This window comes from Pseudomonas sp. A, from assembly GCF_056270345.1.
Genome location: NZ_CM149873.1, coordinates 871,321 through 894,921, shown reverse-complemented (window position 1 = coordinate 894,921; position 23,601 = coordinate 871,321). Strand labels below are relative to the sequence as shown.

General features: G+C 65.2%; 20 protein-coding genes and 1 pseudogene. 11 read left to right on the top strand and 10 right to left on the bottom strand.

Annotated elements, in window-relative coordinates:
- Positions 1-146 precede the first annotated feature (146 nt).
- Positions 147-1,934, top strand: a complete 1,788-nt coding sequence (locus tag AC0MAZ_RS04040) for a monovalent cation:proton antiporter-2 (CPA2) family protein (RefSeq protein WP_475860278.1) — start codon at positions 147-149, stop codon at positions 1,932-1,934.
- A 3-nt stretch (positions 1,935-1,937) separates the two neighbouring features.
- Here AC0MAZ_RS04040 and AC0MAZ_RS04035 read toward each other — a convergent pair whose 3' ends face one another.
- Positions 1,938-2,222: a HigA family addiction module antitoxin gene (locus tag AC0MAZ_RS04035; RefSeq protein WP_475860276.1), complete on the bottom strand. Its 285-nt coding sequence runs from the start codon at positions 2,220-2,222 to the stop codon at positions 1,938-1,940.
- Positions 2,223-2,234: 12 nt separating this feature from the next.
- Positions 2,235-2,513: a type II toxin-antitoxin system RelE/ParE family toxin gene (locus AC0MAZ_RS04030; protein WP_475861386.1), complete on the bottom strand. Its 279-nt coding sequence runs from the start codon at positions 2,511-2,513 to the stop codon at positions 2,235-2,237.
- 511 nt (positions 2,514-3,024) lie between these two features.
- Here AC0MAZ_RS04030 and AC0MAZ_RS04025 point away from each other — a divergent pair.
- The 3 genes from AC0MAZ_RS04025 (at position 3,025) to AC0MAZ_RS04015 (ending at position 5,973) form a co-directional block, all read left to right on the top strand.
- Entirely contained in the window at positions 3,025-3,309 is a 285-nt protein-coding gene (locus tag AC0MAZ_RS04025) for a DUF6124 family protein (RefSeq protein WP_028688634.1), read from the top strand.
- Between the two features lie 336 nt (positions 3,310-3,645).
- Positions 3,646-4,671 carry an IS110 family RNA-guided transposase gene (locus AC0MAZ_RS04020; RefSeq protein WP_475858338.1) on the top strand — a complete coding sequence of 342 codons (1,026 nt, stop codon included), beginning with the start codon at positions 3,646-3,648 and terminating at the stop codon, positions 4,669-4,671.
- Positions 4,672-5,061: 390 nt separating this feature from the next.
- Positions 5,062-5,973, top strand: coding sequence for a LysR substrate-binding domain-containing protein (locus AC0MAZ_RS04015; RefSeq protein WP_475860274.1), 912 nt, complete (start codon positions 5,062-5,064; stop codon positions 5,971-5,973).
- A gap of 145 nt (positions 5,974-6,118) precedes the next feature.
- Here the strand turns inward: AC0MAZ_RS04015 and AC0MAZ_RS04010 are convergent, their stop codons facing one another.
- The 3 genes from AC0MAZ_RS04010 to ycaC form a co-directional block, all read right to left on the bottom strand.
- Positions 6,119-7,957 (bottom strand): amidohydrolase, encoded by a 1,839-nt coding sequence (locus AC0MAZ_RS04010; protein ID WP_475861384.1) that lies wholly within the window; start codon positions 7,955-7,957, stop codon positions 6,119-6,121.
- 198 nt (positions 7,958-8,155) lie between these two features.
- Positions 8,156-8,722, bottom strand: coding sequence for an antibiotic biosynthesis monooxygenase (locus AC0MAZ_RS04005; RefSeq protein ID WP_203649053.1), 567 nt, complete (start codon positions 8,720-8,722; stop codon positions 8,156-8,158).
- Positions 8,723-8,839: 117 nt separating this feature from the next.
- Entirely contained in the window at positions 8,840-9,469 is a 630-nt protein-coding gene (gene ycaC, locus AC0MAZ_RS04000) for an isochorismate family cysteine hydrolase YcaC (RefSeq protein ID WP_110735958.1), read from the bottom strand.
- A gap of 315 nt (positions 9,470-9,784) precedes the next feature.
- Here ycaC and AC0MAZ_RS03995 point away from each other — a divergent pair, with 315 nt between their 5' ends.
- A complete protein-coding gene (locus AC0MAZ_RS03995; protein ID WP_475860272.1) occupies positions 9,785-11,212 on the top strand; it encodes a mechanosensitive ion channel domain-containing protein in 1,428 nt (475 codons plus the stop codon).
- Between the two features lie 99 nt (positions 11,213-11,311).
- On the opposite strand, the gene amaA is transcribed toward AC0MAZ_RS03995, so the two are convergent.
- Both amaA and amaB read right to left on the bottom strand, forming a co-directional pair.
- A complete protein-coding gene (amaA, locus tag AC0MAZ_RS03990; RefSeq protein WP_475860270.1) occupies positions 11,312-12,598 on the bottom strand; it encodes an L-pipecolate oxidase in 1,287 nt (428 codons plus the stop codon).
- Between the two features lie 166 nt (positions 12,599-12,764).
- Entirely contained in the window at positions 12,765-14,255 is a 1,491-nt protein-coding gene (amaB, locus tag AC0MAZ_RS03985) for an L-piperidine-6-carboxylate dehydrogenase (RefSeq protein WP_332880046.1), read from the bottom strand.
- Positions 14,256-14,391: 136 nt separating this feature from the next.
- Between amaB and AC0MAZ_RS03980 the strand changes: the two genes are divergently transcribed.
- Together AC0MAZ_RS03980 and hglS are read left to right on the top strand one after the other, a co-directional pair.
- Positions 14,392-15,282: a LysR family transcriptional regulator gene (locus AC0MAZ_RS03980; protein ID WP_050703230.1), complete on the top strand. Its 891-nt coding sequence runs from the start codon at positions 14,392-14,394 to the stop codon at positions 15,280-15,282.
- Between the two features lie 225 nt (positions 15,283-15,507).
- A complete protein-coding gene (gene hglS / locus AC0MAZ_RS03975) occupies positions 15,508-16,893 on the top strand; it encodes a 2-oxoadipate dioxygenase/decarboxylase HglS (RefSeq protein WP_475860267.1) in 1,386 nt (461 codons plus the stop codon).
- A 124-nt stretch (positions 16,894-17,017) separates the two neighbouring features.
- On the opposite strand, the gene AC0MAZ_RS03970 is transcribed toward hglS, so the two are convergent.
- The 3 genes and pseudogenes from AC0MAZ_RS03970 to AC0MAZ_RS03960 form a co-directional block, all read right to left on the bottom strand.
- Positions 17,018-17,713 (bottom strand): methyl-accepting chemotaxis protein, encoded by a 696-nt coding sequence (locus AC0MAZ_RS03970; RefSeq protein ID WP_420713652.1) that lies wholly within the window; start codon positions 17,711-17,713, stop codon positions 17,018-17,020.
- A gap of 219 nt (positions 17,714-17,932) precedes the next feature.
- Positions 17,933-18,997 (bottom strand): annotated as a pseudogene (locus tag AC0MAZ_RS03965) (Cache 3/Cache 2 fusion domain-containing protein); the annotation flags it as partial.
- A 280-nt stretch (positions 18,998-19,277) separates the two neighbouring features.
- Complete coding sequence (locus tag AC0MAZ_RS03960; protein ID WP_232855486.1) at positions 19,278-20,207, bottom strand: LysR substrate-binding domain-containing protein; 930 nt, start codon at positions 20,205-20,207, stop codon at positions 19,278-19,280.
- A gap of 157 nt (positions 20,208-20,364) precedes the next feature.
- Between AC0MAZ_RS03960 and AC0MAZ_RS03955 the strand changes: the two genes are divergently transcribed.
- The 4 genes from AC0MAZ_RS03955 (at position 20,365) to AC0MAZ_RS03940 (ending at position 23,573) form a co-directional block, all read left to right on the top strand.
- Entirely contained in the window at positions 20,365-21,753 is a 1,389-nt protein-coding gene (locus AC0MAZ_RS03955; protein WP_232855485.1) for a NorM family multidrug efflux MATE transporter, read from the top strand.
- Positions 21,754-22,368: 615 nt separating this feature from the next.
- The gene (locus AC0MAZ_RS03950; RefSeq protein WP_110735977.1) at positions 22,369-22,581 is read left to right on the top strand and encodes a DUF1127 domain-containing protein; all 213 of its coding nucleotides are present in this window, start codon (positions 22,369-22,371) and stop codon (positions 22,579-22,581) included.
- A 296-nt stretch (positions 22,582-22,877) separates the two neighbouring features.
- Positions 22,878-23,195, top strand: a complete 318-nt coding sequence (locus AC0MAZ_RS03945) for a DUF2388 domain-containing protein (protein ID WP_475860263.1) — start codon at positions 22,878-22,880, stop codon at positions 23,193-23,195.
- A gap of 84 nt (positions 23,196-23,279) precedes the next feature.
- The gene (locus tag AC0MAZ_RS03940; RefSeq protein ID WP_203649077.1) at positions 23,280-23,573 is read left to right on the top strand and encodes a DUF2388 domain-containing protein; all 294 of its coding nucleotides are present in this window, start codon (positions 23,280-23,282) and stop codon (positions 23,571-23,573) included.
- The last annotated feature ends 28 nt before the right edge of the window (positions 23,574-23,601 follow it).

Below are 23,601 nucleotides of genomic sequence, written 5' to 3'. Positions count from 1 at the left end.
GGCAAAGGTCCTACTTTCAGAACGCTGCTTCCTGTAACCCCAGGATTGTCCTGTTTCCCTCCCGGCCCGAAAATGCCCGCCTCTTTCATCGATGGCATAAGCTGTTGCATCAAACGCTGCCGCACGCAGTTCAAGGAGTCCGAGCAATGCCACACGAAGGCAGCCTTCTACAAACCGCCGTCATCTTCCTCCTCGCCGCCGTGGTCGCCGTGCCCCTGGCCAAGCGCCTGCAACTGGGCGCCGTGCTCGGCTACCTGCTGGCCGGCGTGGCCATCGGCCCGCAGGCCCTGGGGCTGATCCGCGACACCGAGAGCGTCGCGCACATCTCCGAGCTGGGCGTTGTCCTACTGCTGTTCATCATCGGCCTGGAGCTGTCGCCCCGGCGCCTGTGGCTGATGCGCAAGTCGGTGTTCGGCGTCGGCACCGCGCAGGTGGTCCTGACCGGCGCGGCGCTCGGCGCCATCGCCCTGTTCGGTTTCAGCCAAAGCCTGCCGGCGGCCATCGTGCTCGGCCTGGGCCTGGCGCTGTCGTCCACCGCCCTGGGCCTGCAGAGCCTGGCCGAGAGCAAGCAGCTCAACGCGCCCCACGGCCGCCTGGCCTTCGCCATCCTGCTGTTCCAGGACATCGCCGCGATCCCACTGATCGCCCTGGTGCCGCTGCTGGCCGCCAGCGGCCCGGACACCAGCCAAGGCGACAGCTTCGAGCATGGCCTGAAGGTATTCGCCAGCATCGCCATCGTCATCGTCGGCGGCCGCTACCTGCTGCGCCCGCTGTTTCGCACCGTTGCCCGCACCGGCCTGCCGGAGGTGTCCACCGCCACCGCGCTGCTGGTGGTGATCGGCACTGCCTGGCTGATGGAGGAAGCCGGTATTTCCATGGCCCTGGGCGCCTTCCTCGCCGGCCTGTTGCTGGCCGACTCCGAATACCGCCACGAACTGGAAGCGCAGATCGAACCGTTCAAGGGCCTGCTGCTGGGGCTGTTCTTCATCAGCGTCGGCATGGGCGCCAACCTGCGTCTGCTGCTGGAGATGCCGCTGGTGCTGCTGGGCATGACCGTGCTGTTGATCGCGGTGAAACTGGTGCTGCTGATCGGCGTCGGCCGCCTCGCCGGGGGCCTCAACAGCGCCAGCGCCCTGCGCCTGGGCATGGTGCTGGCCGCCGGAGGCGAATTTGCCTTCGTGGTGTTCAAGCTGGGCAAGGACCAGGGCCTGTTCGACACCCTGACCTACGACCTGCTGCTGATGACCATCACCCTGTCGATGGCCCTAACCCCGCTGCTGATGATCGGCTGCGCCCGCGCCCTCAAGCGCCCGCAGCCCGCCCGTGAAGTGCCCGAGCAATACAAGCAGATCGACGCCGGCACGCCACGGGTGGTGATCGTCGGCATGGGCCGCATGGGCCAGATCGTCGCGCGCATCCTGCGGGCGCAGAAGATCCCCTTCGTCGCCCTGGAAACCTCAGTGGACACCATCGAGATGACCCGCATGTTCGAGCAGGTGCCGGTGTTCTACGGCGACCCATCGCGCACCGAGGTGCTACATGCGGCCAAGGTCGGCGAAGCCGAGTACGTGATCATCACCATCGATGACCCCGAGGCCGCCACCCGCACGGCCGAGCGGGTCAAGCGCCTGTACCCGCACCTGAAGGTCATTGCCCGGGCGCGCAACCGCCAGCATGTGCACAAGCTGGTGGACGTGGGCGCCGAGCCGATTCGCGAGACCTACCATTCCAGCCTGGAGATGAGCCGGCGGGCGCTGGTCGGGCTGGGGCTGACCGAGGCCCAGGCGGCGGATCGCATCGCCCGCTTCACCGAGCATGACGAGCAGGTGCTGGAGGCCCAGGGGCATGTGCGCGACGACCGGGCCAAGGTGATGCAGACGGCGAAGGAGGCGCGGGTGGAGCTGGAGCGGTTGTTTGCGTCGGATGAGGATTGACGCTCAGGCGAACGCCAGCCGCTCGATAGGTGGATGCGCGCGGTGTGCGGCCTGCCACAGGTCGTAGGCCGCCTGCTCGGCCAGGTACTGACGGGCACTGCCAAGACCGGCCAGTTCGAGGCGATAGGCCAGGTCGGCTGAAATGGCTGCGTGGCCGTTGAGCACTGTGGATAACTGACCACGTGAATAGCCCAGGTGGCGGGCCAGGGAGGAGACGTTCATGCCGATGGCGGGCAGGACGTCTTCGCGCAGGGCTTCGCCGGGATGGGGTGGGTTGTGCATAGGCATGGTTTCAGCCCCTTAGTGATAGTCCAGATAATCGACCAGCTCGACATCAGTACCGATAAAACGGAACACCAAACGCCAGTTGCCCGAAACATTTACGGCCCAGAAGGTGTCCAAACGCCCCCGCAACGGATGAAGACGATTGCCCGGACGGTCCAGGTCCGAAGGGCTTTGCGCGACATCCAGCGATGCAAGTAAACGCCGCAGACGTGCTACGTGATCAAATCGGACACCTGAGGTATCACCCTGCAGGTGAAGTGATTTCAGGCCTTTGTGCCTGAAACTCCGAATCATGGTTGAAGAAGTGTAAGGCCATACCTTACACCCATCAAGGCTGCTTGAGTCATGATGCGTCCCTGTGGAATGGAAAGAACGCAGTTTGATCACTCAGGCCAACTCGATGAGAGCCCCCGCTCTCTGGAGTTCTTGTCAGATCGTTCCTGAGCTGCTGCGAGTGGCTGGCAACCTCAAGTTAGAACAATCCCAACCACTTCCTACGAGCTCTGCAGACCTTTCCCACTGGGCAGCCTGCAGCCCAAGAAATACCCTACAAAGTCTGTCGATACCCTTCTGATTGTCCGGGGAAATCATGCCCTCTAGGCTGACCAGGTCGCTGTCGGTTCAGCGATCGGGCGTGGAAACCCGGCTGGTTGGTTATCGGATTATCTGTCGTAACGGCAGCTGTACGCGGGAGGCCGCAAGGCCTGCCGGGGTTCTCCGATAACCTGGTTTTCCACCCCGTGTACAGCCGCCACCCTTCGCGTGGAAACGGACGGTGCCGGTCAATTTCTATCGGAGTTTGACCATGAAGAAAATCGTCCCCGACCCACCCCTCCCCGACACCCGCCACCACCCCTTCGGCAAATGCGACGCCGGCCACCCACCGCTGTTCGCGGTAAACCCCAACATCAACGCCCACGACGCCCTGGTGCATGTCGCCGAGTACCTGCGCAGTGCCTACAACGTCGGCTACAAGGCGCTGGAGCATATGGATGAAACCGGCAGGAGCCTGTTGTGGGCCAGCCTGCATGGCATCGAGATGGCCGAAGGCCTGACGGAGGCGATGCTGGAGGGTATTGAGTCGTCCTGAGAAGCAGATCGCATGAGGGCCGCCAAGCGCTTGCCGATGGCCTTGCAGCGCCTATCAGATCGAGCGCCGCCCGCGCGGCGCATCGCGGCACAAGGCCGCTCCTACATCTGTTTCGGGCCAGTCAATCCTGTGCCATTACCGGGTCCGCCTTGTGGGTACGACGCGGTTTCAGCGTGGGCACTACTGGCGCTTCACCTGTCTCAAGGCATGCGTCAAGGCTGGCAACCATGGCCTGACAGGTTCGGCACGTTGCAACAAATAATGAAATGGCTACCCCCGCCCCACCCTGTGTCAGCCCTCTAAGCTTTCACAGGGTGCCTATCGGAGTGCAACGCCATGAACACTGTCGCCATCATCGCCATCGACCTGGGAAAGTTGAGCTTCCATGTACACGCTCAGGATGATCGGGGTCATGAGCTCTATCACCGCAGGTTCAACCGTGAGTCACTCATCCGCCACCTTGCCAATCTTGCGCCCTGCACGGTGGCGATGGAGGCCTGTGGTGGCTCTCATTTCATGGCGCGAGAGGTGACGAGACAGGGTCATACGCCCAAACTTATTCCCGCACAGTTCGTTCGCCCCTACGTGAAAAGCAACAAGAATGACTTTGCCGATGCTGCCGCTATCGGTGAGGCGGCAACCCGCGATCAGATGCGCTTCGTGCCTCCCAAAACCGAGGCCCAGCAGGCGCTGGCGATGCTCAATTCACTGCGCGACAGCTTCATCAGAGACCGTACTGCCACCATGAACCGCATCCACGCTTATTTGCTCGAGGTGGGGGTCAGTTTGGCACCCACCTTCAAGGCGGTCCGGGAGCTCCCCATTCTGCTGGACGACAGTACCTTCTCACCGTTGATCAAGAAGCTGTTGCTGGACCTACATGCCCACTTCCGCTATCTCGATGATCGGATCAAGGCTCTGGACAAGGAAGTGCATAGCCAGGCCGTTAGCGATGATCTTGCTTCCCGTTTGATGTCGATACCTTGTATTGGCCCGATCACCGCTACCGCCCTGGCTGCGGAATTGGGTGATGGTAAGCAGTTCCGCTGTGGGCGAAATTATTCAGCCTCCATAGGCCTGGTTCCCAGGCAGCACACGACAGGCGGCAAACCTTGCCTGGGGCGAATCAGCAAGCGGGGCGACGGCAATCAGCGACGACTGCTGATCCAGTGCGCGAGGGTCTATCTGATTGGGCTGGAGCGCAAAACCGGCAAGCTGGCGGACTGGGTACGTGGCTTGCTACGTGTTCACCACCCCAACCTGGTGGTGTGCGCTATCGCCAACAAACTGGCCCGAATCGCCTGGGCCATCACGGCACACCACAGCGAATTTAATGCAGGGTCAAGCGCCATGAACGCTTGACCCTGCAGACACACGAGTAACAACCCACCTGGTTTTGCGATGCTGCACACAGATGACGTGAACGGTATACCGGCCTGGCGATCAACCTGAGCTCCTACTCGGCTTCAGAAGCCGAACAAATATCTAGGCTCGTCGGGCGCGATTTTCATCGAGGCGCGGGACCAACCTCCCACACGACGCCGTATAGATTGACGCAAACCAAACTCACGCACATCTCAGTACAGTATTGCAGAAATGGGGGTAACCATAGATGTAGGAGCGGCCTTGCGTCGCGATGCGCCGCGCGGGCGGCGCTCGATCTCATAGGCGCCACAAAGCTGTCGCCCTGCCCTCCAGCCCCACCACCCGGTAGACTGCGAACCACCCCCTGCCCCGTCGCGGAGACCGCTCTTGGAAGACCTCAACTCCCTCTACTACTTCACCCAGGTGGTCGAGCACGGTGGCTTTGCCCCGGCCGGGCGGGCGCTGGACATGCCCAAGTCCAAGCTCAGCCGGCGCATCGCCGACCTGGAGGAGCGCCTCGGCGTGCGCCTGCTGCACCGCACCAGCCGGCACTGCTCGCTGACCGAGATCGGCCAGGCCTACTACAACCGCTGCCTGGCCATGCGCGTGGAAGCCGAGGGCGCCGCCGAGATCATCGAGCGCAACCGCAGCGAACCACGCGGGCTGGTGCGCATCAGCTGCCCGACCACTCTGCTCAACTCCTGGGTCGGACAGATGCTGACCCGCTACATGCTCAAGTATCCGCAGGTGGAGCTGTTCATCGAGAGCACCAACCGCCGCGTCGATCTGCTGCATGAGGGCTTCGACGTGGCGCTGCGGGTGCGTTTCCCGCCGCTGGAGAACACCGACATGGTGATGAAGGTGCTGAGCAACAGCACCCAGTGCCTGGTCGGGCATCCGTCGTTCCGCGAACAGCTTGCGCAAGGCTTTGACCCGCTGCAACTCAGTGAGCTGCCCAGCGTGCATTGGGGTGGCGCCCAGCGTGAATACCAGTGGGAGCTGTTCCAGGGTGAGGACATGAGCCGCAGCCTGGTGATCCCGCACAAACCACGGATGGTCACCGACGACCTGTTCGCCCTGCGGCATTTCGTGGTGGCGGGCGTGGGGATCGCGCACCTGCCCAGGGTGGCGGTGCGCGAGGACCTGGCGGCGGGGCGGTTGGTGGAAATGCTGCCGGACTGGCATCCGCGTTGCGGCATCGTGCATGCGATCTTCCCGTCGCGGCGCGGGTTGCTGCCGTCGGTGCGGTCGTTGATCGATCATCTGGCGGAGGAGTTCGCCATCAGCGACATGGCTTAGATACTGGGGCTGCGTTGCAGCCCTTTCCGGCCGGTCCGACGCCTCGGCAAGGCCGCTCCTACATGGGAATGCGCTCGCCTGTAGGAGCGGCCTTGCCGAGGCGTCGGACCGGCCGGAAAGGGCCGCAAAGCGGCCCCTGGCCCACTCAGAAGGCGAAGCAGGAACAACCCAACGCACCCCAGAAGCCCTGGTAATCACTCACCGGCACACTGGAATGCCGCGCCTTCTCATGGCTGTGGGCATGCACCCCGCACGGCCCAACGCACTGGTGCAGCGCCGCCGCCATCGGCGCACCGGCGCGCCAGTGCCCCGGCACCTTGGCCACCGGCGACCACTCCGGCAACACAGGCACCTGCGCAGGGCCCAGCTTGTCGAACTCGGCGGCGCCGTACACCACCTTGCCGTCGACGATGGTCAGCACCGACTCGATGCCCTTGATCGCCTCTTCATCGACGCTGAAGAAGTCCAGCGACAGCGCCGTCAGGTCCGCCAGCTGGCCGACCTTGATCTGCCCCTTCTTGCCCTGCTCGCTGGAGAACCAGGCGCTGCCATGGGTGAACAGCTGCAGCGCGGTCTCGCGGCTCAGGCCTTCCGGATACAGTTCCAGCCCACCGACGGTCTTGCCGCTGACCATCCAGTACAGCGAAGTCCACGGGTTGTAGCTGGACACCCGGGTAGCGTCGGTGCCCGCCCCCACCGGCACGCCCATGTCGAGCATGCGCTTGATCGGCGGGGTGTGTTCGGCGGCCTTGGCGCCATAGCGGTCGACGAAGTACTCACCCTGGAAGGCCATGCGGTCCTGGATGGCGATGCCACCGCCCAGTGCCCGGACCCGCTCGATGTTCTGCGGGGTGATGGTTTCGGCATGGTCGAAGAACCACGGCAGGCCATTGAACGGGATGTCGCGGTTGACCTTCTCGAACACATCGAGCATGCGCGAGATCGACTCGTCGTAGGTGGCGTGCAGGCGGAACGGCCAGCGCTGCTCGACCAGGTGACGCACCACCGGCTCCAGCTCCTGCTCCATGGTCTGCGGCAGGTCCGGACGCGGCTCGAGGAAGTCCTCGAAGTCGGCGGCGGAGAACACCAGCATCTCGCCGGCGCCGTTGTGGCGGAAGAAGTCGTTGCCGTCGCCCGGCTTGACCTTCTGCGTCCAGTTCTTGAAGTCGGCCAGTTCTTCCTTGGGCTTCTGGGTAAACAGGTTGTAGGCGATGCGCACGGTCAGCTGGTCGTTGTTGGCCAGCTCCTGGATCACCTGGTAGTCGTCCGGGTAATTCTGGTAGCCGCCGCCGGCATCGATGGCGCTGGTCAGACCCAAGCGGTTGAGCTCGCGCATGAACTGGCGGGTGGAGTTGACCTGGTACTCCAGCGGCAGCTTCGGCCCCTTGGCCAGGGTGGCGTAGAGAATGGTGGCGTTGGGCCGGGCGATGAGCATGCCGGTGGGATTGCCGAACTTGTCGCGCTGAATCTCGCCACCCGGGGGATTGGGCGTGTCCTTGCTGTAGCCCACTGCCCTGAGCGCGGCACGGTTGAGCAGCGCGCGGTCGTAGAGGTGCAGCAGGAACACCGGGGTGTCCGGCGCGGCCTGGTTGATCTCTTCCAGCGTGGGCATGCGTTTCTCGGCGAACTGGAACTCGTTCCAGCCACCGACCACGCGCACCCACTGCGGGGTCGGCGTGCGCTCGGCCTGGTCCTTGAGCATGCGCAGGGCGTCGGCCAGCGACGGCACGCCTTCCCAGCGCAGTTCGAGGTTGTAGTTCAGGCCGCCGCGGATCAGGTGCAGGTGCGAGTCGTTAAGGCCGGGGATCACCGTGCGCTGCTTGAGATCGATGATCTGCGTGGCGGTCCCCTTGTGGGCCATGGCTTCGGCGTCGCTGCCCACGGCGAGGAACTTGCCGTCCTTGATGGCGACGGCGCTGGCGGTGGGCTTCTCGCGGTCAACGGTGTGCAACTTGCCATTGAACAAGATGAGGTCGGCGGTCATGGGATCTCCTGAAAGGGCGGCATGGGCGGAATCGGTGAACGGCAATGCGCTCCACAGCGCGCCGGCGGCACCGAGCACGGTGCTGCTGGCGAGAAACTTGCGGCGGCTCTGGTCGGTAGGGTCCTGGCTCATGGTGCTCTCCGTCCGGGTGGGTGATCGGCAGGCGGTTGAAGGCTAGCAATGGATCACGGCGGGCGCTCAGCGGCGCAACCAGCCGGCGCAGCGGCGGGTCACCCAGGGCATGATGTAGAACACCACGGGCAAGATGACGAACAGGTTGGTGATCAAGTTGCCGGTGATCTGGCCACCCAGCAGCGGATAGCGGGCAAACAGCGGCGCCAGCAGCTGGGGAATGACCAGGGTCATCGGGCAGATCACCAGGTAGGTCAGCAGGGCCTGTTTCCAGCGCGGCGGTTGCGCGGCGCCGACGCTGGGCGGGGTGAACCAGAACTCCGGGTCATCGTGCACCTGGGTCTGGTCGCCGTCTTCCAACAGTGGCAGCACTTCACTGATCAGCGCCTGACGCTCGGCAGAGTTGACCCAGGCCTGCAGCAGGCCGGCGTCGGCGAAGCGCACCACGGTGGTGAAGTGGCGACCGCCGTCGTCCGGGCGGATGACATTGACGTCCAGATGACCGGGCTGCTGGCGAGCGGTAGTCACGGCGCGCTTGAGCCAGGTTTCGTAGTGCACCAGCGCCTGGGCACGGACCTTGTGCTGGATCACCAGCGTGACGACGCTGCGGTTGCCTTCGGTTGCGGTGTTCATCGCTGACATTCCCTGGAGATGAGCTGGCCTGCATCCACTGTGCAACAGCAGACGAGCGCTGGATTGGATGGGTGTGCTGCCTTGCCTGGCACCTCGCGGTGCCAGGCTGGCGGCGGCTTACTTGCCGGCGGTCAGGGCGTTGTAGCTGGTGATCAGGTTGCGGTAGTCCGGGATGTGGTTGGAGAACAGCGCGGCCAGCCCTTCGACGTCGTTGCGCCAGTCGCGGTGCAGCTCACAGGCGACGCCGAACCAGGTCATCAGTTGCGCGCCGGCCTGGCTCATGCGGTCGTGGGCAGCATCGCGGGTCATTTCGTTGAAGGTGCCGGAAGCATCGGTGACCACGAACACCTCGAACTCTTCTTCCAGGGCCGCCAGCGCCGGGAAGGCCACGCACACTTCGGTCACCACGCCGGCGATGATCAGCTGCTTCTTGCCGGTGGCCTTCACCGCCTTGACGAAGTCTTCGTTGTCCCAGGCGTTGATCTGGCCGGGGCGAGCGATGTACGGGGCATCCGGGAACAGTTCCTTGAGTTCCGGCACCAGCGGGCCGTTGGGGCCTTGCTCGAAGCTGGTGGTGAGGATGGTCGGCAGGTTGAAGTACTTGGCCAGGTCCGCCAGGGCCAGCACGTTGTTCTTGAAGCGGTCCGGCTCGATGTCGCGGACCAGGGACAGCAGGCCGGCCTGGTGGTCGACCAGCAGTACGGCGGCGTCGTCTTTGTTCAGGCGGTTGTATTTGAAGTTGTTCATTGCCGGTGCTCCTTGGGTTTCGATCTTCAGTGGGGTGGGTGTTTCGCGTTGATGGGAGAAGATTAAAACCAGGACCTTTGTGGCGGTAGATAGTGAAATTTGGCTGTAGCGTTCTATTTTATGAACGATTGGGCGTGCTGGCTTCTTCGCGGGTAAACCCGCTCCCACAGGGATCGCACAGGCCTTGAAGGCGGCGAAGAACCTGTGGGAGCGGGTTTACCCGCGAAGAGGCCATCAGCACTATCGCCACCCCATTGCCTGCCACCCCAACCTGCTCTATTACTACCCACAGCCCTCCCCCGCACCGAGACCACCATGCTGGCGTTCATCCAGTCATACCCGCTGTTGCTCGGCACCTTGCTGATCCTGCTCGACCTGCTGCTGTGGCAGCTGATTCCGCTGCACCACCGGGCCTGGCGCATCGCCACGCGGCTGGTGTGCTTCCTGGTGTTCAGCACGGTGCTAATGACGGCGGGCATGAGCCCGCTGCAACCGCCGCCCTGGGCCGACGATGTGCCGCGCAACCTGATGGCCACGGTGCTGGCGATCGGCTGGTGGCTGTTCGGCGCACGCACGGTGACGGTGGTGTTCGGCCTGTTGCTGGTGGCACGCGGCAGCCACGGCGGGCGTCTGCTGCAGGATGTGGTCGGGGCGCTGATCTTCCTGGTCGCGGCGGTGGCGGCGGCGGCCTATGTGATGCAATTGCCGGTCAAGGGCCTGCTGGCGACCTCCGGGGTGATGGCCATAGTCATCGGCCTGGCGTTGCAGAGCACCCTGGCCGACGTGTTCTCCGGCATCGTGCTGAACACCACGCGGCCCTACCAGATCGGCGACGCGATCTCGATCGACGGCACCGAGGGCAAGGTGGTCGACATCGACTGGCGCGCCACCCGCCTGATCACCGGCAACAGCAGCCTGGCGGTGATCCCCAATTCGGTGGCGGCCAAGGCCAAGATCCTCAACTTCAGCCGCCCGGCCGAGGTGCATGGGGTGTCGATCAGCGTGGTGGTGCCGGCCAAGGTGCGTCCGCAGCGGGTGTTCGATGCGCTGGAAAAGACCCTGCAAGGCACCAGCATCCTGCTCGACAAGCCGGCACCCAAGGTCACGGTGAAGGCTTCGAGCCTGGAGTCGGTGGAGTACGAGGCCAGTGGCTTCATCGCCGAGATGTCGCGCAAGACCGAGGTGCGCAACCAGCTGTTCGACCTGGCCCACCGCCACCTGGAAGCCAGCGGCGTGACCTGGAATACCGAGCTCGGCGCCCCGGTGCGCAGCCGCCAGCGCGAGCTGCTGGAGGAGGTGCGGGTGTTCCGCTCACTGAGCAACGAAGAGCGCGATGCCCTGAGCCAGCGCATGACCACGGTGGAGTACCTGGCCGACCAGGTCATCCTCGGCATCGGCGAGCGCTCGGAGCATGTGCTGCTGATCAGCCGTGGCGTGGTGCTGGCCTCGGTGCGCGACGGCGAGCGGTTGATCGAAGGCGGGCGCATGGGACCTGGGGAGGTGCTGGGGCTGGAAGGGCTGGTGGATGACGAGGCATCGCCGGTCGAGTTCCGCGCCCTGAGCAGCTGCATGCTCTATCGCATCGACAAGGAACAGGTACGCGGTTGCCTGACCGAGAGCGGGGATGTGAAGTCGGCGCTGACCAAGCTGCAGCGGTTCCGCCGGCAGAAGCGCGAGTCACTGCTGCTGCAGAAACCGGCGGCAGTGAAGAAAGGTGGGTTCCTGAGCTGGCTGCATAAATGACCTGACCCTCTGCGCCGCCTTCTTCGCGGGTAAACCCGCTCCCACAGGTTTTGCACGTCCCCTGTGGGAGCGGGTTTACCCGCGAAGAAGGCGGCGCCATTACAGCACCACCCGCAGACACTGCCCTGCGTGATACAGCGAGAACCCCGATTCATAGAACGCCGTGCGCAAGGACGGCGCGCTCACCGGCCTCATGGGCGAGAACGGAATCGGCAGGCTGTCCGGATCATCCTTGAGCAGAAACTCGGCAAACGCCCGGCCGATCACCGTGCCGGTGGTGTTGCCGCGCCCGTTGTAGCCGGTCACCGCCACCAACCCCGGCGCCGGTTCGAACAGGCGCATGAGGTGGTCCGGGGTGAAGTCGATGCAGCCGGTCCAGTGCATCTGCCACTCGACCTTGCCCAGCTCCGGGTAGTAGTGGCTCTGGATACGGTCGGCCCAACTGCGCACGAACCACGCCGGCTTGTTGTCGACCCGGCCGAGGCTGCCGAGCAGCAGGCGGCCCTGGTCGTCGCGGCGGATGCTGCTGAGCACGGTGCGGGTGTCCCACGAGCCCTGGCCATGGGGCAGGACCTTGTCGGCGGCGGCGCCGTGCAGCGGCTTGGAGGCGACCTGGTAGTAATAGCCGCGGAAGAAGTGCTTCTGCAGGTTGCTCCAGTCGCCTTCGGTGTAGGCGCCAGTGGAAATCACCACCTTGTCGGCGCGCACCGCGCCGCGCGCAGTCTTCACTCGCCAGGCATCGCCGTCGCGCTCCAGCCCTTCGACCGAGGACTGCTGGAACAGCTTGCCGCCCAGCCGGTTCACGGCGGCGGCCAGGCCTTGTGTATAGCCCATGGGGTTGATGGTGCCAGCGCGGCGGTCGAGCAGCGCGGCGGAAATCTTGTCGGTACCGCAGTATTCCTGGCATTGCGCGCCGGTCAGCAGCTCGACGTCGGCGCCGCGCCGGGTCCATTGCTGATGGCGGGCCTCGAGGTCGGCGATGCCGGTGGCGTTGTGCGCCATGTGCAGGGTGCCCTGGTGCCGGGCCTGGCAGTCGATGCCCAGCCGTTCGATCATGGCGAACACTTCACCCGGGGCCTCGCCGAGCACCTTGTTCAGGCGGCTGCCCTGCTTGTGGCCGAGGGTGGCCTCGACGTCGTCGGGGCGGATCCAGGTGCCGGCGTTGACCAGGCCGACGTTGCGCCCCGAGCCGCCGTGGCCAATCTTCCAGGCTTCCAGCAGGATCACCGACTTGCCCTGCTCCAGCAGGTGGATCGCCGCGGACAGGCCGGTAATGCCGCCGCCTATCACACAGACATCGGCCTTGTGCTCACCGGCCAGGGCCTGGGCGGCGACGGTCGACTGGGTGACGTGTTCCCACAGACATTCTTGACGCAGTTCGGACATGGCCCGGCTCCAGCTGTTGTTCTTGTTGGGACCGCTGTGCGGCCCATTCGCGGGTAAACCCGCTCCCACAGGGATCACACAGGCCTCAAGGGCAGTGAAGCTCCTGTGGGAGCGGGTTTACCCGCGAACCGGGGGCTATCGCCCCCGGCCATGCTGCATCATTGCATCAGTCGAACACGATACCCTGCGCCAGCGGCAACTCACGCGAATAGTTCACGGTATTGGTCTGCCGACGCATATAACCCTTCCACGCATCCGACCCGGACTCACGCCCGCCTCCGGTCTCCTTCTCACCCCCGAACGCCCCGCCGATCTCCGCGCCGCTGGTGCCGATATTGACGTTGGCGATGCCGCAATCGCTGCCCGAGGCGCTCTGGAAACGCTCGGCCTCACGGATGTCGGTGGTGAAAATGCACGACGACAGGCCTTGCGGCACCTCGTTGTTCAGGCGCAGGGCCTCTTCGAAGTCGTCGTAGGCCAGCACGTAGAGGATCGGTGCGAAGGTCTCGTGGCGAACCACGTCGCTCTGGGCCGGCATCTCGGCAATGGCCGGCGACACGTAGTAGGCGTTCGGATACTGCTCGGCCAGCTGGCGCTCGCCACCGAACACCTGGCCGCCCTCGTCGCGGGCCTTGGCCAGCGCGCCCTGCATGGCATCGAACGACTGCTTGTCGATCAGCGGGCCGACCAGGTTGTCCTTGCGCGGGTCGCCGATGCGCACCTTGCCGTAGGCGGCTTTGACCCGGGCGACCACTTCGTCCTTGATTGAACGGTGGACGATCAGGCGGCGCAGGGTGGTGCAGCGCTGGCCGGCGGTGCCGACCGCCGAGAACAGGATGCCGCGCACGGCCAGGTCGAGGTCGGCACTCGGGGCCAGGATCATGGCGTTGTTGCCGCCCAGCTCGAGAATGCTGCGCCCGAATCGCGCGGCGACCCGCGGGCCGACTTCACGGCCCATGCGGGTGCTGCCGGTGGCGCTGACCAGCGGCACACGTGAGTCGTCGACCAGGGCTTCGCCTGCTTCGCGGCCACCGATCACCAGTTGCGCCAGGCCAGCCGGCGCATCGCCGAAGGCTTTCACGGCCTTGTCGAACAGTGCCTGGCAGGCCAGGGCGGTCAGCGGAGTCTTCTCGGACGGTTTCCACACCACGGCGTTACCGGCCACCAGCGCCAGCGCGGTGTTCCACGCCCATACCGCCACCGGGAAGTTGAAGGCGCTGATCACCCCCACTACACCCAGCGGGTGCCAGGTTTCACGCATGTGGTGGCCCGGGCGCTCGGAGGCGATGGTCAGGCCGTACAGCTGGCGCGACAGGCCGACGGCGAAGTCGCAGATGTCGATCATTTCCTGCACTTCGCCCAGGCCTTCCTGGGTGATCTTGCCGGCTTCGATGGAGACCAGCTCGCCGAGGTCGGCCTTGTGCTCGCGAAGCACCTCGCCAAACAGGCGCACCAGCTCGCCACGACGCGGGGCCGGCACGCTGCGCCAGGTTTCGAAGGCCTGTTGCGCCTGGTCGATGCGGGCAATGGTGTCGGCCTTGCCGAGCAGTTTCACCGAGGCGATGCGGCTGCCGTCGATCGGGGTGTGAACAGGGTAGTCACCCTGGGTGTGAGCCGCGGCGGCAACGCCAAGACGCTCGAGCAATGCAGCAACCATTGTGCTTCTCCTTTCATCGGGTGAAGGGGTGGAAAAGGATGTGGGTCAGTATTAATCCGATTACACAGGTGCAACAAACGACCTTTATTCCGCATATCATTCCGCCAGGTAATGATTTCAGCCGCCGAGACCGCTTATGTCCAAACGCCTGGTTCCGTCCATGACCGCCCTGCAGTGCTTCGAGGCCGCAGCCCGCCACCTGAGCTTCACCCGTGCCGCCGAGGAGCTGCACCTGACCCAGAGCGCGGTGAGCAAGCAGGTGGCGCAGCTCGAGGAGATGCTGCGCCACCACCTGTTCCTGCGCATCCGCCGACGCCTGCAACTGACCCCCGCCGGCAGCCTGTACCTGGCCGAGGTGAACAAGATCCTCACCCAGGTGGACATGTCCAGCCGCTATGTCCTGAGCTATGGCTCGCAGACCGAAGTATTGAAGGTAGCCACTCAACCGAGTTTCGGCGTGCGCTGGCTGATTCCGCACCTAAAAGGCTTCGGCAAGCGCCACCCGAACATCCACCTGGATATCCGCAACGAAATGGAGCCGTTCGCCCTGCTGCAGGGGTCGGCCGACGTGGTGTTCTTCTATGGCCAGGGTACCTGGCCCGGGGCGACCTGCGTCGAGCTGTTCGGCGAAGAGGTGGTGCCGGTGTGCGCGCCGGAGCTGTTGCAAGGGCGCACACTGCCTGACGCGGGTGCGGTGGCGGAGCTGGTATTGCTGCAGAGCACCTCGCGCCCGGAGGCCTGGCACGCGTGGTTCCTGGAGCAAGGGCTGCACACCGACAACAGCTACCACGGGCCGCGCTTCGACACCTTCTACATGGCCTTGAGCGCGGCGCAGGCTGGGTGCGGGGTGGCGCTGGTGCCGCGTTACCTGGTGGCCCGGGAGCTGGCCGAGGGCAGCCTGGTGCTGGCCTGGGACCATGCAATGAAGAGCAATGGCGCGCATTACCTGGCGTATGCCGAGCATGCGGCGGAAGTGCCGAAGGTGCGGGCGTTGGTGGAGTGGGTTCGGGAACAACTGCAGGCTTGAGATCGCCGGGGCCGCTTTGCGGCCCTTTCGCGGCACAAGGCCGCTCCTACATGGGAACGCGCTCGCCTGTAGGAGCGGCCTTGTGCCGCGAAAGGGCTGCAAAGCAGCCCCATGGCCCTCAAGGTCGATCAAAAAAGGAATGAAACCCGCACTTTTTTTCGCTTGTACGCCGGCTCCATTCCCAGTTTTCATGTAAGTGTCCTCCACTCACCCAGGAAGCTTGCGATGCCCGCCCATGATTTCGTCAGCCCCGACAGCATCCGCGCGCAGTTCTCTGCCGCCATGTCGCTCATGTACAAGCAGGAAGTCCCCCTGTACGGCACGCTGCTCGAGCTGGTGAGTGAGACCAACCAGCAGGTCATGGCCGCACAGCCCAAGGTGGCCGAGGCCTTGCGCTGGACCGGCGAGATCGAACGCCTCGACCAGGAGCGCCACGGCGCCATCCGCGTGGGCACCGCCGAGGAACTGGCCACCATCGCACGCCTGTTCGCGGTGATGGGCATGCAGCCGGTCGGCTACTACGACCTGAGCTCGGCCGGCGTGCCGGTGCACTCCACCGCATTTCGCGCCGTGCACGAACAGTCGCTGCACATCAGCCCGTTCCGCGTGTTCACCTCGCTGCTGCGCCTGGAGCTGATCGACAACCCGCAACTGCGCGCACTGGCCCAGGGCATCCTGGAGAAACGGCAGATCTTCACCCCCCGCGTACTCGAACTGATCGCCCAATGCGAACGCGACGGCGGCCTGGGCGCGAGCGATGCCGAGACCTTCGTCCAGGAGGCGCTGCACACCTTCCGCTGGCACCAGGACGCCACGGTCAGCGCCGAGCAGTACCAACAGTTGCACGACCAGCACCGGCTGATTGCCGACGTAGTGGCATTCAAAGGCCCGCATATCAACCACCTGACCCCGCGCACCCTGGACATCGACGCGATCCAGCTCGGCATGCCGGCCAAGGGCATCCCGCCCAAAGCCGTGATCGAAGGGCCGCCCACCCGGCGCCAGCCGATCCTGCTGCGCCAGACCAGCTTCAAGGCCCTGCAGGAAAAGGTCGCCTTCAGCGATGCCCAGGGCAGCCACACGGCGCGCTTCGGCGAGATCGAACAGCGCGGCGCGGCGCTGACGCCCAAGGGGCGCCAGCTGTACGACCGTCTTCTGGATGCGACCCGTGAAGCCCTGGGCGGCGCGCCGGCGGAGGCCAATGCCGAGCGCTACATGGCGCTGCTTGCGGAGCACTTCGCCGCGTTTCCGGATGACCTGGGGCAGATGCGCGAGCAGGGGCTGGCGTACTTCCGCTACTTCGCCACCGAGAAAGGCCTGGCCGAGCGTGGGCAACAGGATCGCCCGACCACCCTGCAGGGGTTGATCGACGCCGGGCACGTGCATTTCGAGGCGCTGGTGTACGAGGATTTCCTGCCGGTGAGCGCGGCGGGGATCTTCCAGTCCAACCTGGGGGATGATGGGCAGGCCGACTATGGCAGCAACGCCAACCGCGAGGCCTTCGAGCAGGCGCTGGGGTTGCAGGTGCAGGATGAGCTGGCGCTGTATGCGCAGAGCGAGCGCAGGTCGTTGCAGGCGTGTGCGCAGGCGTTGGGTCTGGGGACTCTGTAGGGTTTGAAACTGCTGGGGCCGCTTCGCGGCCCTTTCGCGGCACAAGGCCGCTCCTACATGGGAACGCGCTCGCCTGTAGGAGCGGCCTTGTGCCGCGAACGGGCTGCAAGGCAGCCCCAGTGCACTACCGGTGGGTACGGAACCGATCCACTTCCTGGCGCAACTGCCCCGCCAGCCCTTCCAGCTCGCGGGCCGTCATGGCCAGTTCATTGGCCACATCGCGCTGCTCGCTGTTGGCCTGGGCGATGCTCTGCAGGTTGCGGCTGAGCACCGTCGCGGTGCTGCTCTGCTCCTGGGTCGCGGTGCTGATCACGGCGAACTGCTCGCCCGCCACCCTGCTCTGCTCGTCGATCCGGGCCAGGGCCTCGGCCACTTTGTCATTGCGCGCCAGGCCTTCCTGCATCAGCTGGTTGCCCTGCTCCAGGGTGCTGATGGCATGGCCGGTCTGCTGCTGGATGCTGGCGATCATGCCCGAGATCTCGTCGGTGGCCTGGCGGGTGCGCGCGGCCAAGCCACGGACCTCGTCGGCAACCACGGCGAATCCACGGCCCTGCTCGCCGGCACGCGCCGCCTCGATGGCAGCGTTCAGCGCCAGCAGGTTGGTCTGCTCGGCGATCGAGGTGATCACGCCGACAATCCCGCCGATCTCCTGCGAACGGGCGCCCAGGGTGTCCATTACACTGGCGGTTCCGCCCAACGCCTCGGCGATCTGCCGCAGGGAAACCGAGGCTTCGTCCATGGCGCTGCGGCCGATGCGGGTCTGCTGGGCATTGTCGCGGGCCATGCGCTCGGTGCCGGCCATGTTGTCGGCGATGTTCATCGAGGTGGCGCTGAACTCTTCCACCGCGCCGGCCATGCTGGTGATCTCGCCGGACTGCTGGTCCATGCCCTCGCAGGCGCCGGACGACAGGCCCGACAGCGAACGGGCGCGGCCACTGACCTGGTCTGAGGCGGTGCGGATATGCTCGACCATGGTCGCCAGCGCCTCGCCCATCTGGTTGAAGCTGCGGGCCAGCTGGCCGATCTCGTCATGGCTGGTGACGCTCAGGCGAGCATTCAGGTCGCCGGCGCCGAGGGCTTCGGCCTGGCGCACCAGGTCGCCCAGCGGGCGCAGCTTGCGCCGCAGCAGCCAGAGGGTGGCGGCCACGGCCAGCAGCATCGCCAGCACGCTGCCGATGGCCAGGCGCAGGCCGACGCTCCAGGTCACTTCGCGGATCTCGCCCTCGGGCATGCTTGCCACCACGGTCCACGGGCCCTCGGCGAACGGCTCGGTGACGCTGAATAACGGCTCGCCGGCACCAGCCCAGAACTGCCCTGCTCCCGGCTTGATCGCCTTGACCGCCTGGGCCGCCGCCTCGCCATCACGCACCTCGGCCGGCGGCACCAGCCACTTGCCCTGCTCGTCCAGCAACGCCAGCGAACCGGTCTGGCCGATGCGAAAGCGCTTGAGGTTGGCAAACTGGGCGTTCTGCGCGTCGGTGTAGTCGAAACCGACGAACAGCACCGCGATCACCCTGCCACCGCCGTCACGCACCGGCACATAGCGGGTCATGTAGTTGCGCTCGAACAGCACGGCGCGGCCGACGTAGGTCTGCCCGGCCATCAGCTTGGCGTAGGCCGGATGCTGGCGATCGAGCTGGGTGCCGATGGCGCGGCTGCCGTCCTGCTTGGTCAGGCTGGTGCTGATGCGCACGAAGTCGTCGCCGCTGCGCACGAACAGGGTCGCCACCCCGGCGGTCATCTGCTGGAACTCGTCGACCTGGCGCAAATCGTTGTTCAGCAGGTGGTCGCCCAGGTACAGCGCCGGTGTCGCGGCACCGGCGACGTTGACCGTCTCACCGGCGTGCAACGCCAGCCCCGAGGCGAATCGGCGCTCGAACAGGCCGCTCAGGCGCTGGGTGTTGTCCTTGAGCGAGCCGTGGAAGGTGTCGAGCTGGTCGGCCAGCAGGCGCGCCTCGCTGGCCAGGTGCGCCTGGCGGGTGGTGAGGTTGGCGTCGTCCAGTGAACGCAGGGCGAACAGGGTACTGCCGGTGATCACCAGCGCCAGCACGATGGCGAGGGCGATCCCGAGCTGCGAGGCGATTCGGGCACGCGGTTGAGACATGGCAAGGCTCCTGGCAAGAGGCCGGGATCGTCCTGATCACGCTGACCGCCCGCTGCATATCGACGGGAAATCGCGTCCTCTTCCGGGACGCTGGTGCAAGTTGATCGGCGTCTGTAGGAAATACTTGAGTGCCGGACCGGGATATTCGCAAACGTTTTCTTGCGACTGGGCCCTGTCGCTCTGCTTAGGTGATTACCCAGCGCTTTGGGTTGCACTGTCGCCCGGGGAACAGAGTTGCAGGCATCATCAGCGTGGGAGCGGGCTTGCCCCGCGATGGTCCTCAGCCTTGCGCCGACAGTACCTGCACCGCCGGCAGGTCCATCGCCGCCGCCTCCTCCTGCAGGAATACACTCAACCTGCGCAGCCGCTCCCCGCCCGGCCGGGTCCGCGGCCACACCAGGTAGTAGTCCATGCCACTGGCCACCGCGGTCGGCCAGGGCAGGCTCAGCCGGCGCTGGGCCACGTCCTCGGCCACCATCAGCAGGTCGCCCATGGAGATCCCGTAACCCCGTGCCGCGGCGATCATGCCCAGCTCCAGGGTGTCGAACACCTGCCCGCCCTTGAGCGAGACCTTGTCGGTCAGCCCCATGCGCGCCAGCCAGGCACGCCAGTCGCGCTTGTCCGGCGTGGGGTGCAGCAGTTCGATGCCCGCCAGGCGCCGCTCGTCCCAAGGCGCGTCGTCGAGCAGGTCCGGCGCGCCCACCGGGATCAGCAACTCGGAGAACAACCGGCGCACCTCCCAGTCCGCCGGGAAGCTGCCATCGCTGAGCAGCACCGCGCAGTCGAATGGCTCCTGGTTGAAGTCGACATGATCGACATCCATCCAGGCGCTGGTCAGCTGCACCTCGTTGCCCGGCTGCAGGTGGCGAAAACGGCTCAGGCGCGCCAGCAGCCAGCGCATGGTCAGGGTCGAGGGCGCCTTCATGCGCAGGATGTCGTCCTCGCCACGCAAGGCGTCGCAGGCCCGCTCCAACGAGGCGAAGCCGTCGCGCACACCGGGCAGCAACATGCGTGCGGCTTCGGTCAGTTGCAGGCTGCGGCCGCTGCGCACGAACAGGCGGCAGGCGAAATGCTCCTCGAGGGTGCGGATATGCCGGCTGACCGCGCTCTGGGTGATCGACAGTTCTTCCCCAGCACGGGTAAAAGAGCTCAGCCGGGCGGCGGCTTCGAATGCGCGCAGCGCATAGAGCGGAGGCAGTTGGCGGGTCATGGCGCACCTGTCATGCGGGGCGTAGGTCGGATACACAGGATCATACAGGCATGAGTCAGACTCATGTCAGTGATCGCATTTATCCTTTTGTGCAAAGCTGACCGAGGCCTCAGAATCGACGGCTCGCTTCCCCGAATCATCCAGAAGGACCGCCCCCATGCATGTTGCGCCCACCACTGAACTCAAGGCTTTGCTGCGCCTGGCCGGGCCGCTGATCGCCTCGCAGTTGGCGCACATGCTGATGGTGCTCACCGACACCCTGATGATGGCCCGCATCAGTCCCCAGGCCCTGGCCGGTGGCGGCCTGGGCGCGGCGAGCTACTCGTTCGTGTCGATCTTCTGCCTGGGCGTGATCGCCGCGGTCGGCACGCTGGTGGCGATCCGCAAGGGCGCCAACGACACCGAGGGCGTCACCCGCCTGGCCCAGAGCGGCCTGTGGCTGGCCTGGGGCCTGGCGCTGGTCTCGGCGCTGGTGATGTGGAACCTCAAGCCGGTGCTGCTGCTGTTCGGCCAGAAGCCGGAGAACGTCGATTCTGCGATGCAGCTGCTCACCCTGCTGCCGCTCGCCCTCCCCGGCTACATGACCTTCATGGCCCTGCGCGGCTTCACCAGCGCCCTGGGCCACTCGACCCCGGTGATGGTCATCAGCCTGGTGGGCACGGTGGCCAACTACCTGCTCAACCATGCGCTGATCGAGGGCATGTTCGGCCTGCCCAAGCTCGGGCTGATGGGTATCGGCCTGGTCACCGCGGTGGTGACCCTGGGCATGGCCATCGCCCTCGCGCTTTATATTCGCTGGCACAAGGCCTATGCCGCCTACCCGCTGCGCAAGGGCCTGTCGCGCCCTTCCCTGCCGGCGCTGCGCGAGTTGTGGCGACTGGGGCTGCCGATCGGCGGCACCTATATGGTCGAAGTGGGCCTGTTCGCCTTCGCCGCCCTGTGCATGGGCGTGCTGGGCAGCACGGAACTGGCGGCGCACCAGATCGCCCTGCAGATCGTCTCGACCGCGTTCATGGTACCGACCGGCCTTTCTTATGCGGTGACCATGCGCGTCGGTCTCTACTATGGTGCCGGCAACCTGTTGGCGGCGCGCAGCGCCGGGCGCGTGGGGATCAGTTTCGGCGCCTCGCTGATGTTCGCCTTCGCCGCACTGTTCTGGTTGCTGCCGGACGCCCTGGTCGGGCTGTTCATCGACCGTAACGACCCGGCCTTCGCGGCGATCTTCATGCTGGCGGTACAGTTGGTGATGGTGGCGGCGTGGTTCGAGCTGTTCGACGGCGTGCAGACCATCGCCATGGGTTCTATCCGTGGTTTGAAGGACGCCAAGACCACGTTCCTGATCGGCCTGGTGTGCTACTGGCTGGTGGGCGCGCCGAGCGCGTGGCTGTTTGCTTTCAACCTCGGGGGCGGCGCGCAGGGTATCTGGTGGGGGCTGGCACTGGGCCTGGCTTGCGCGGCGGTGGCGCTGACGTTCGGCTTTGAGTGGCGGATGAAGCGGTTGCTGGGCAAGGCCGAGCGGGCGCGGGGGGCGGCGGTGTCGGCGTGAGGGGTTTGGGGATCGCGTAATGGCGGACAGGTGCCTGGCGATGGTCTTGCAGCGCCCTTGAGACCGAGCGCCGCCCGCGCGGCGCATCGCGGGACAAGCCCGCTCCTACATTTATTGCAACGTGCCTAACCTGTCAGGCCATGGTTGCCCGCCTTGGTGCATGTCTTGAGGCAGGTGAAGCGGCAGTGGTGTCCACATTGAAATTGCGTCGTAAAAACAAGGCGGACCAGGTAATGGCACAGGATTAACTGGCCCGAAACAGATGTAGGAGCGGCCTTGTGCCGCGATGCGCCGCGCGGGCGGCGCTCGATTTCATAGGCGCTGCAACTCTGTCGTCGAACACTTTCAAGCCAAAACATATCTAAAACTGTACTACTGTACCGCCAAAAACATCACTCCCTGCTTACCATTTCCCCACCAACACCACAAAATCGCACCAAACCAGTGCACACCAGTACAGTTCCCTCAATAACCAGTGCAACAGTCCCTTCCAACAGTTAACTGCCCCCTCACAATACACCTGAACTGTACCTACTGTTCTGGACGAGAGAAGAGGAAGATGGGCACCAGTTAAATCACTCCCTAATGCCGCCACAAGCGGAAGGATGACACATCATGGAACGTACCCTCAGTTCCGGTCTGGTTTTCGAAAACGCCCAAGCTTCCAACGCCGCCCTGCCGCTGCGCGTCCTGTCCACCCTGGTACTGTGGCAGCGCCGCATGGCCAGCCGCCGCCAGCTGGCGCGCCTGGACTCCCGCCTGTTGGCCGACGCCGGCATCAGCGAGTCGCAGCGCTACGAAGAGCTGAGCAAGCCTTTCTGGCGCTAAGCGCCGGCCGCCGGCCCAGGCCGGCACCGCGAATTCACAAGAACCCGTTGCAGGAAACTGCGACGGGTTTTTTGTTTTAAGCCCGGGCTAGAGCGGCCGCACAACAGAACAACACAGTTTTAATAAATCACAAATCTACAGGTACAGTTACGATTTGTGATCTTTTCTCGAACCAAACGCCCGAACCAGCGCGTGTTACGCTTGTCCTACACGCCTGGCAGAGAAAAGTACCGTGACGAGCCAAGCGAGCGTCCGATAAGCAGAACTATCCAGACCCAGTGCAGGAGTCCCCGACCATGTCCCGTTATCACCTGTTTGGCGCCGCCTTGCTGCTGTCGCTCGCCGGCGCAGCCAATGCCACCAGCTTCGTCGTCACCACCGACGCCGTGGTGGGCGCGGTAGCCGCCTCCACCGACGCCACCTCCGACATCTCCTCCTCGTTCCGCGACGACAAGATCGTCAAGGCCGCCCGTGACGATGCCGCCAGCTTCGTCGGCAGCGACGGCGCCATTCGCGGCGCCAAGCTGGAGAGCGCGTTCGTGCACATTCGCCAGGAACTGCCGGAGCTGCAGGCCAGCGACGCGCAGCTGGCCCGCGCCATCCTCGCCATCTGAGCCCCGCACTGCCCGGATTCACTGGCCCGGCCAGTGGATCCGGGGTAGCCTTCGCAGCCCGAGACCATCGCCGCCAGACCGCCCATGCGTTACCTGTTGCCTTCACTGTTCGCCCTGGCCTGCATCAGCAGCGCCCAAGCCATGGATACCACTACCCAGAGCCTGGTCATCAGCGGCTACGTCACCAGCCAGGTCAGCGCCGCGCCGTTCGACCGCAAGCTGGTCGCCGCCGCCCGTGACGACGCCGCCGCGTTCGTCGCCAGCGACGGCCGGATCCGTGGCGCGCGCCTGCAGGCGGCGCTGGACATGCTGCACCAGAACGTCGCCCGGCACTCTGTCGGCGACCGTGAACTGGCCGAAGCGATTCTCGTCCAATAACTACACTCGACTCCCCTGTATTTCCGGA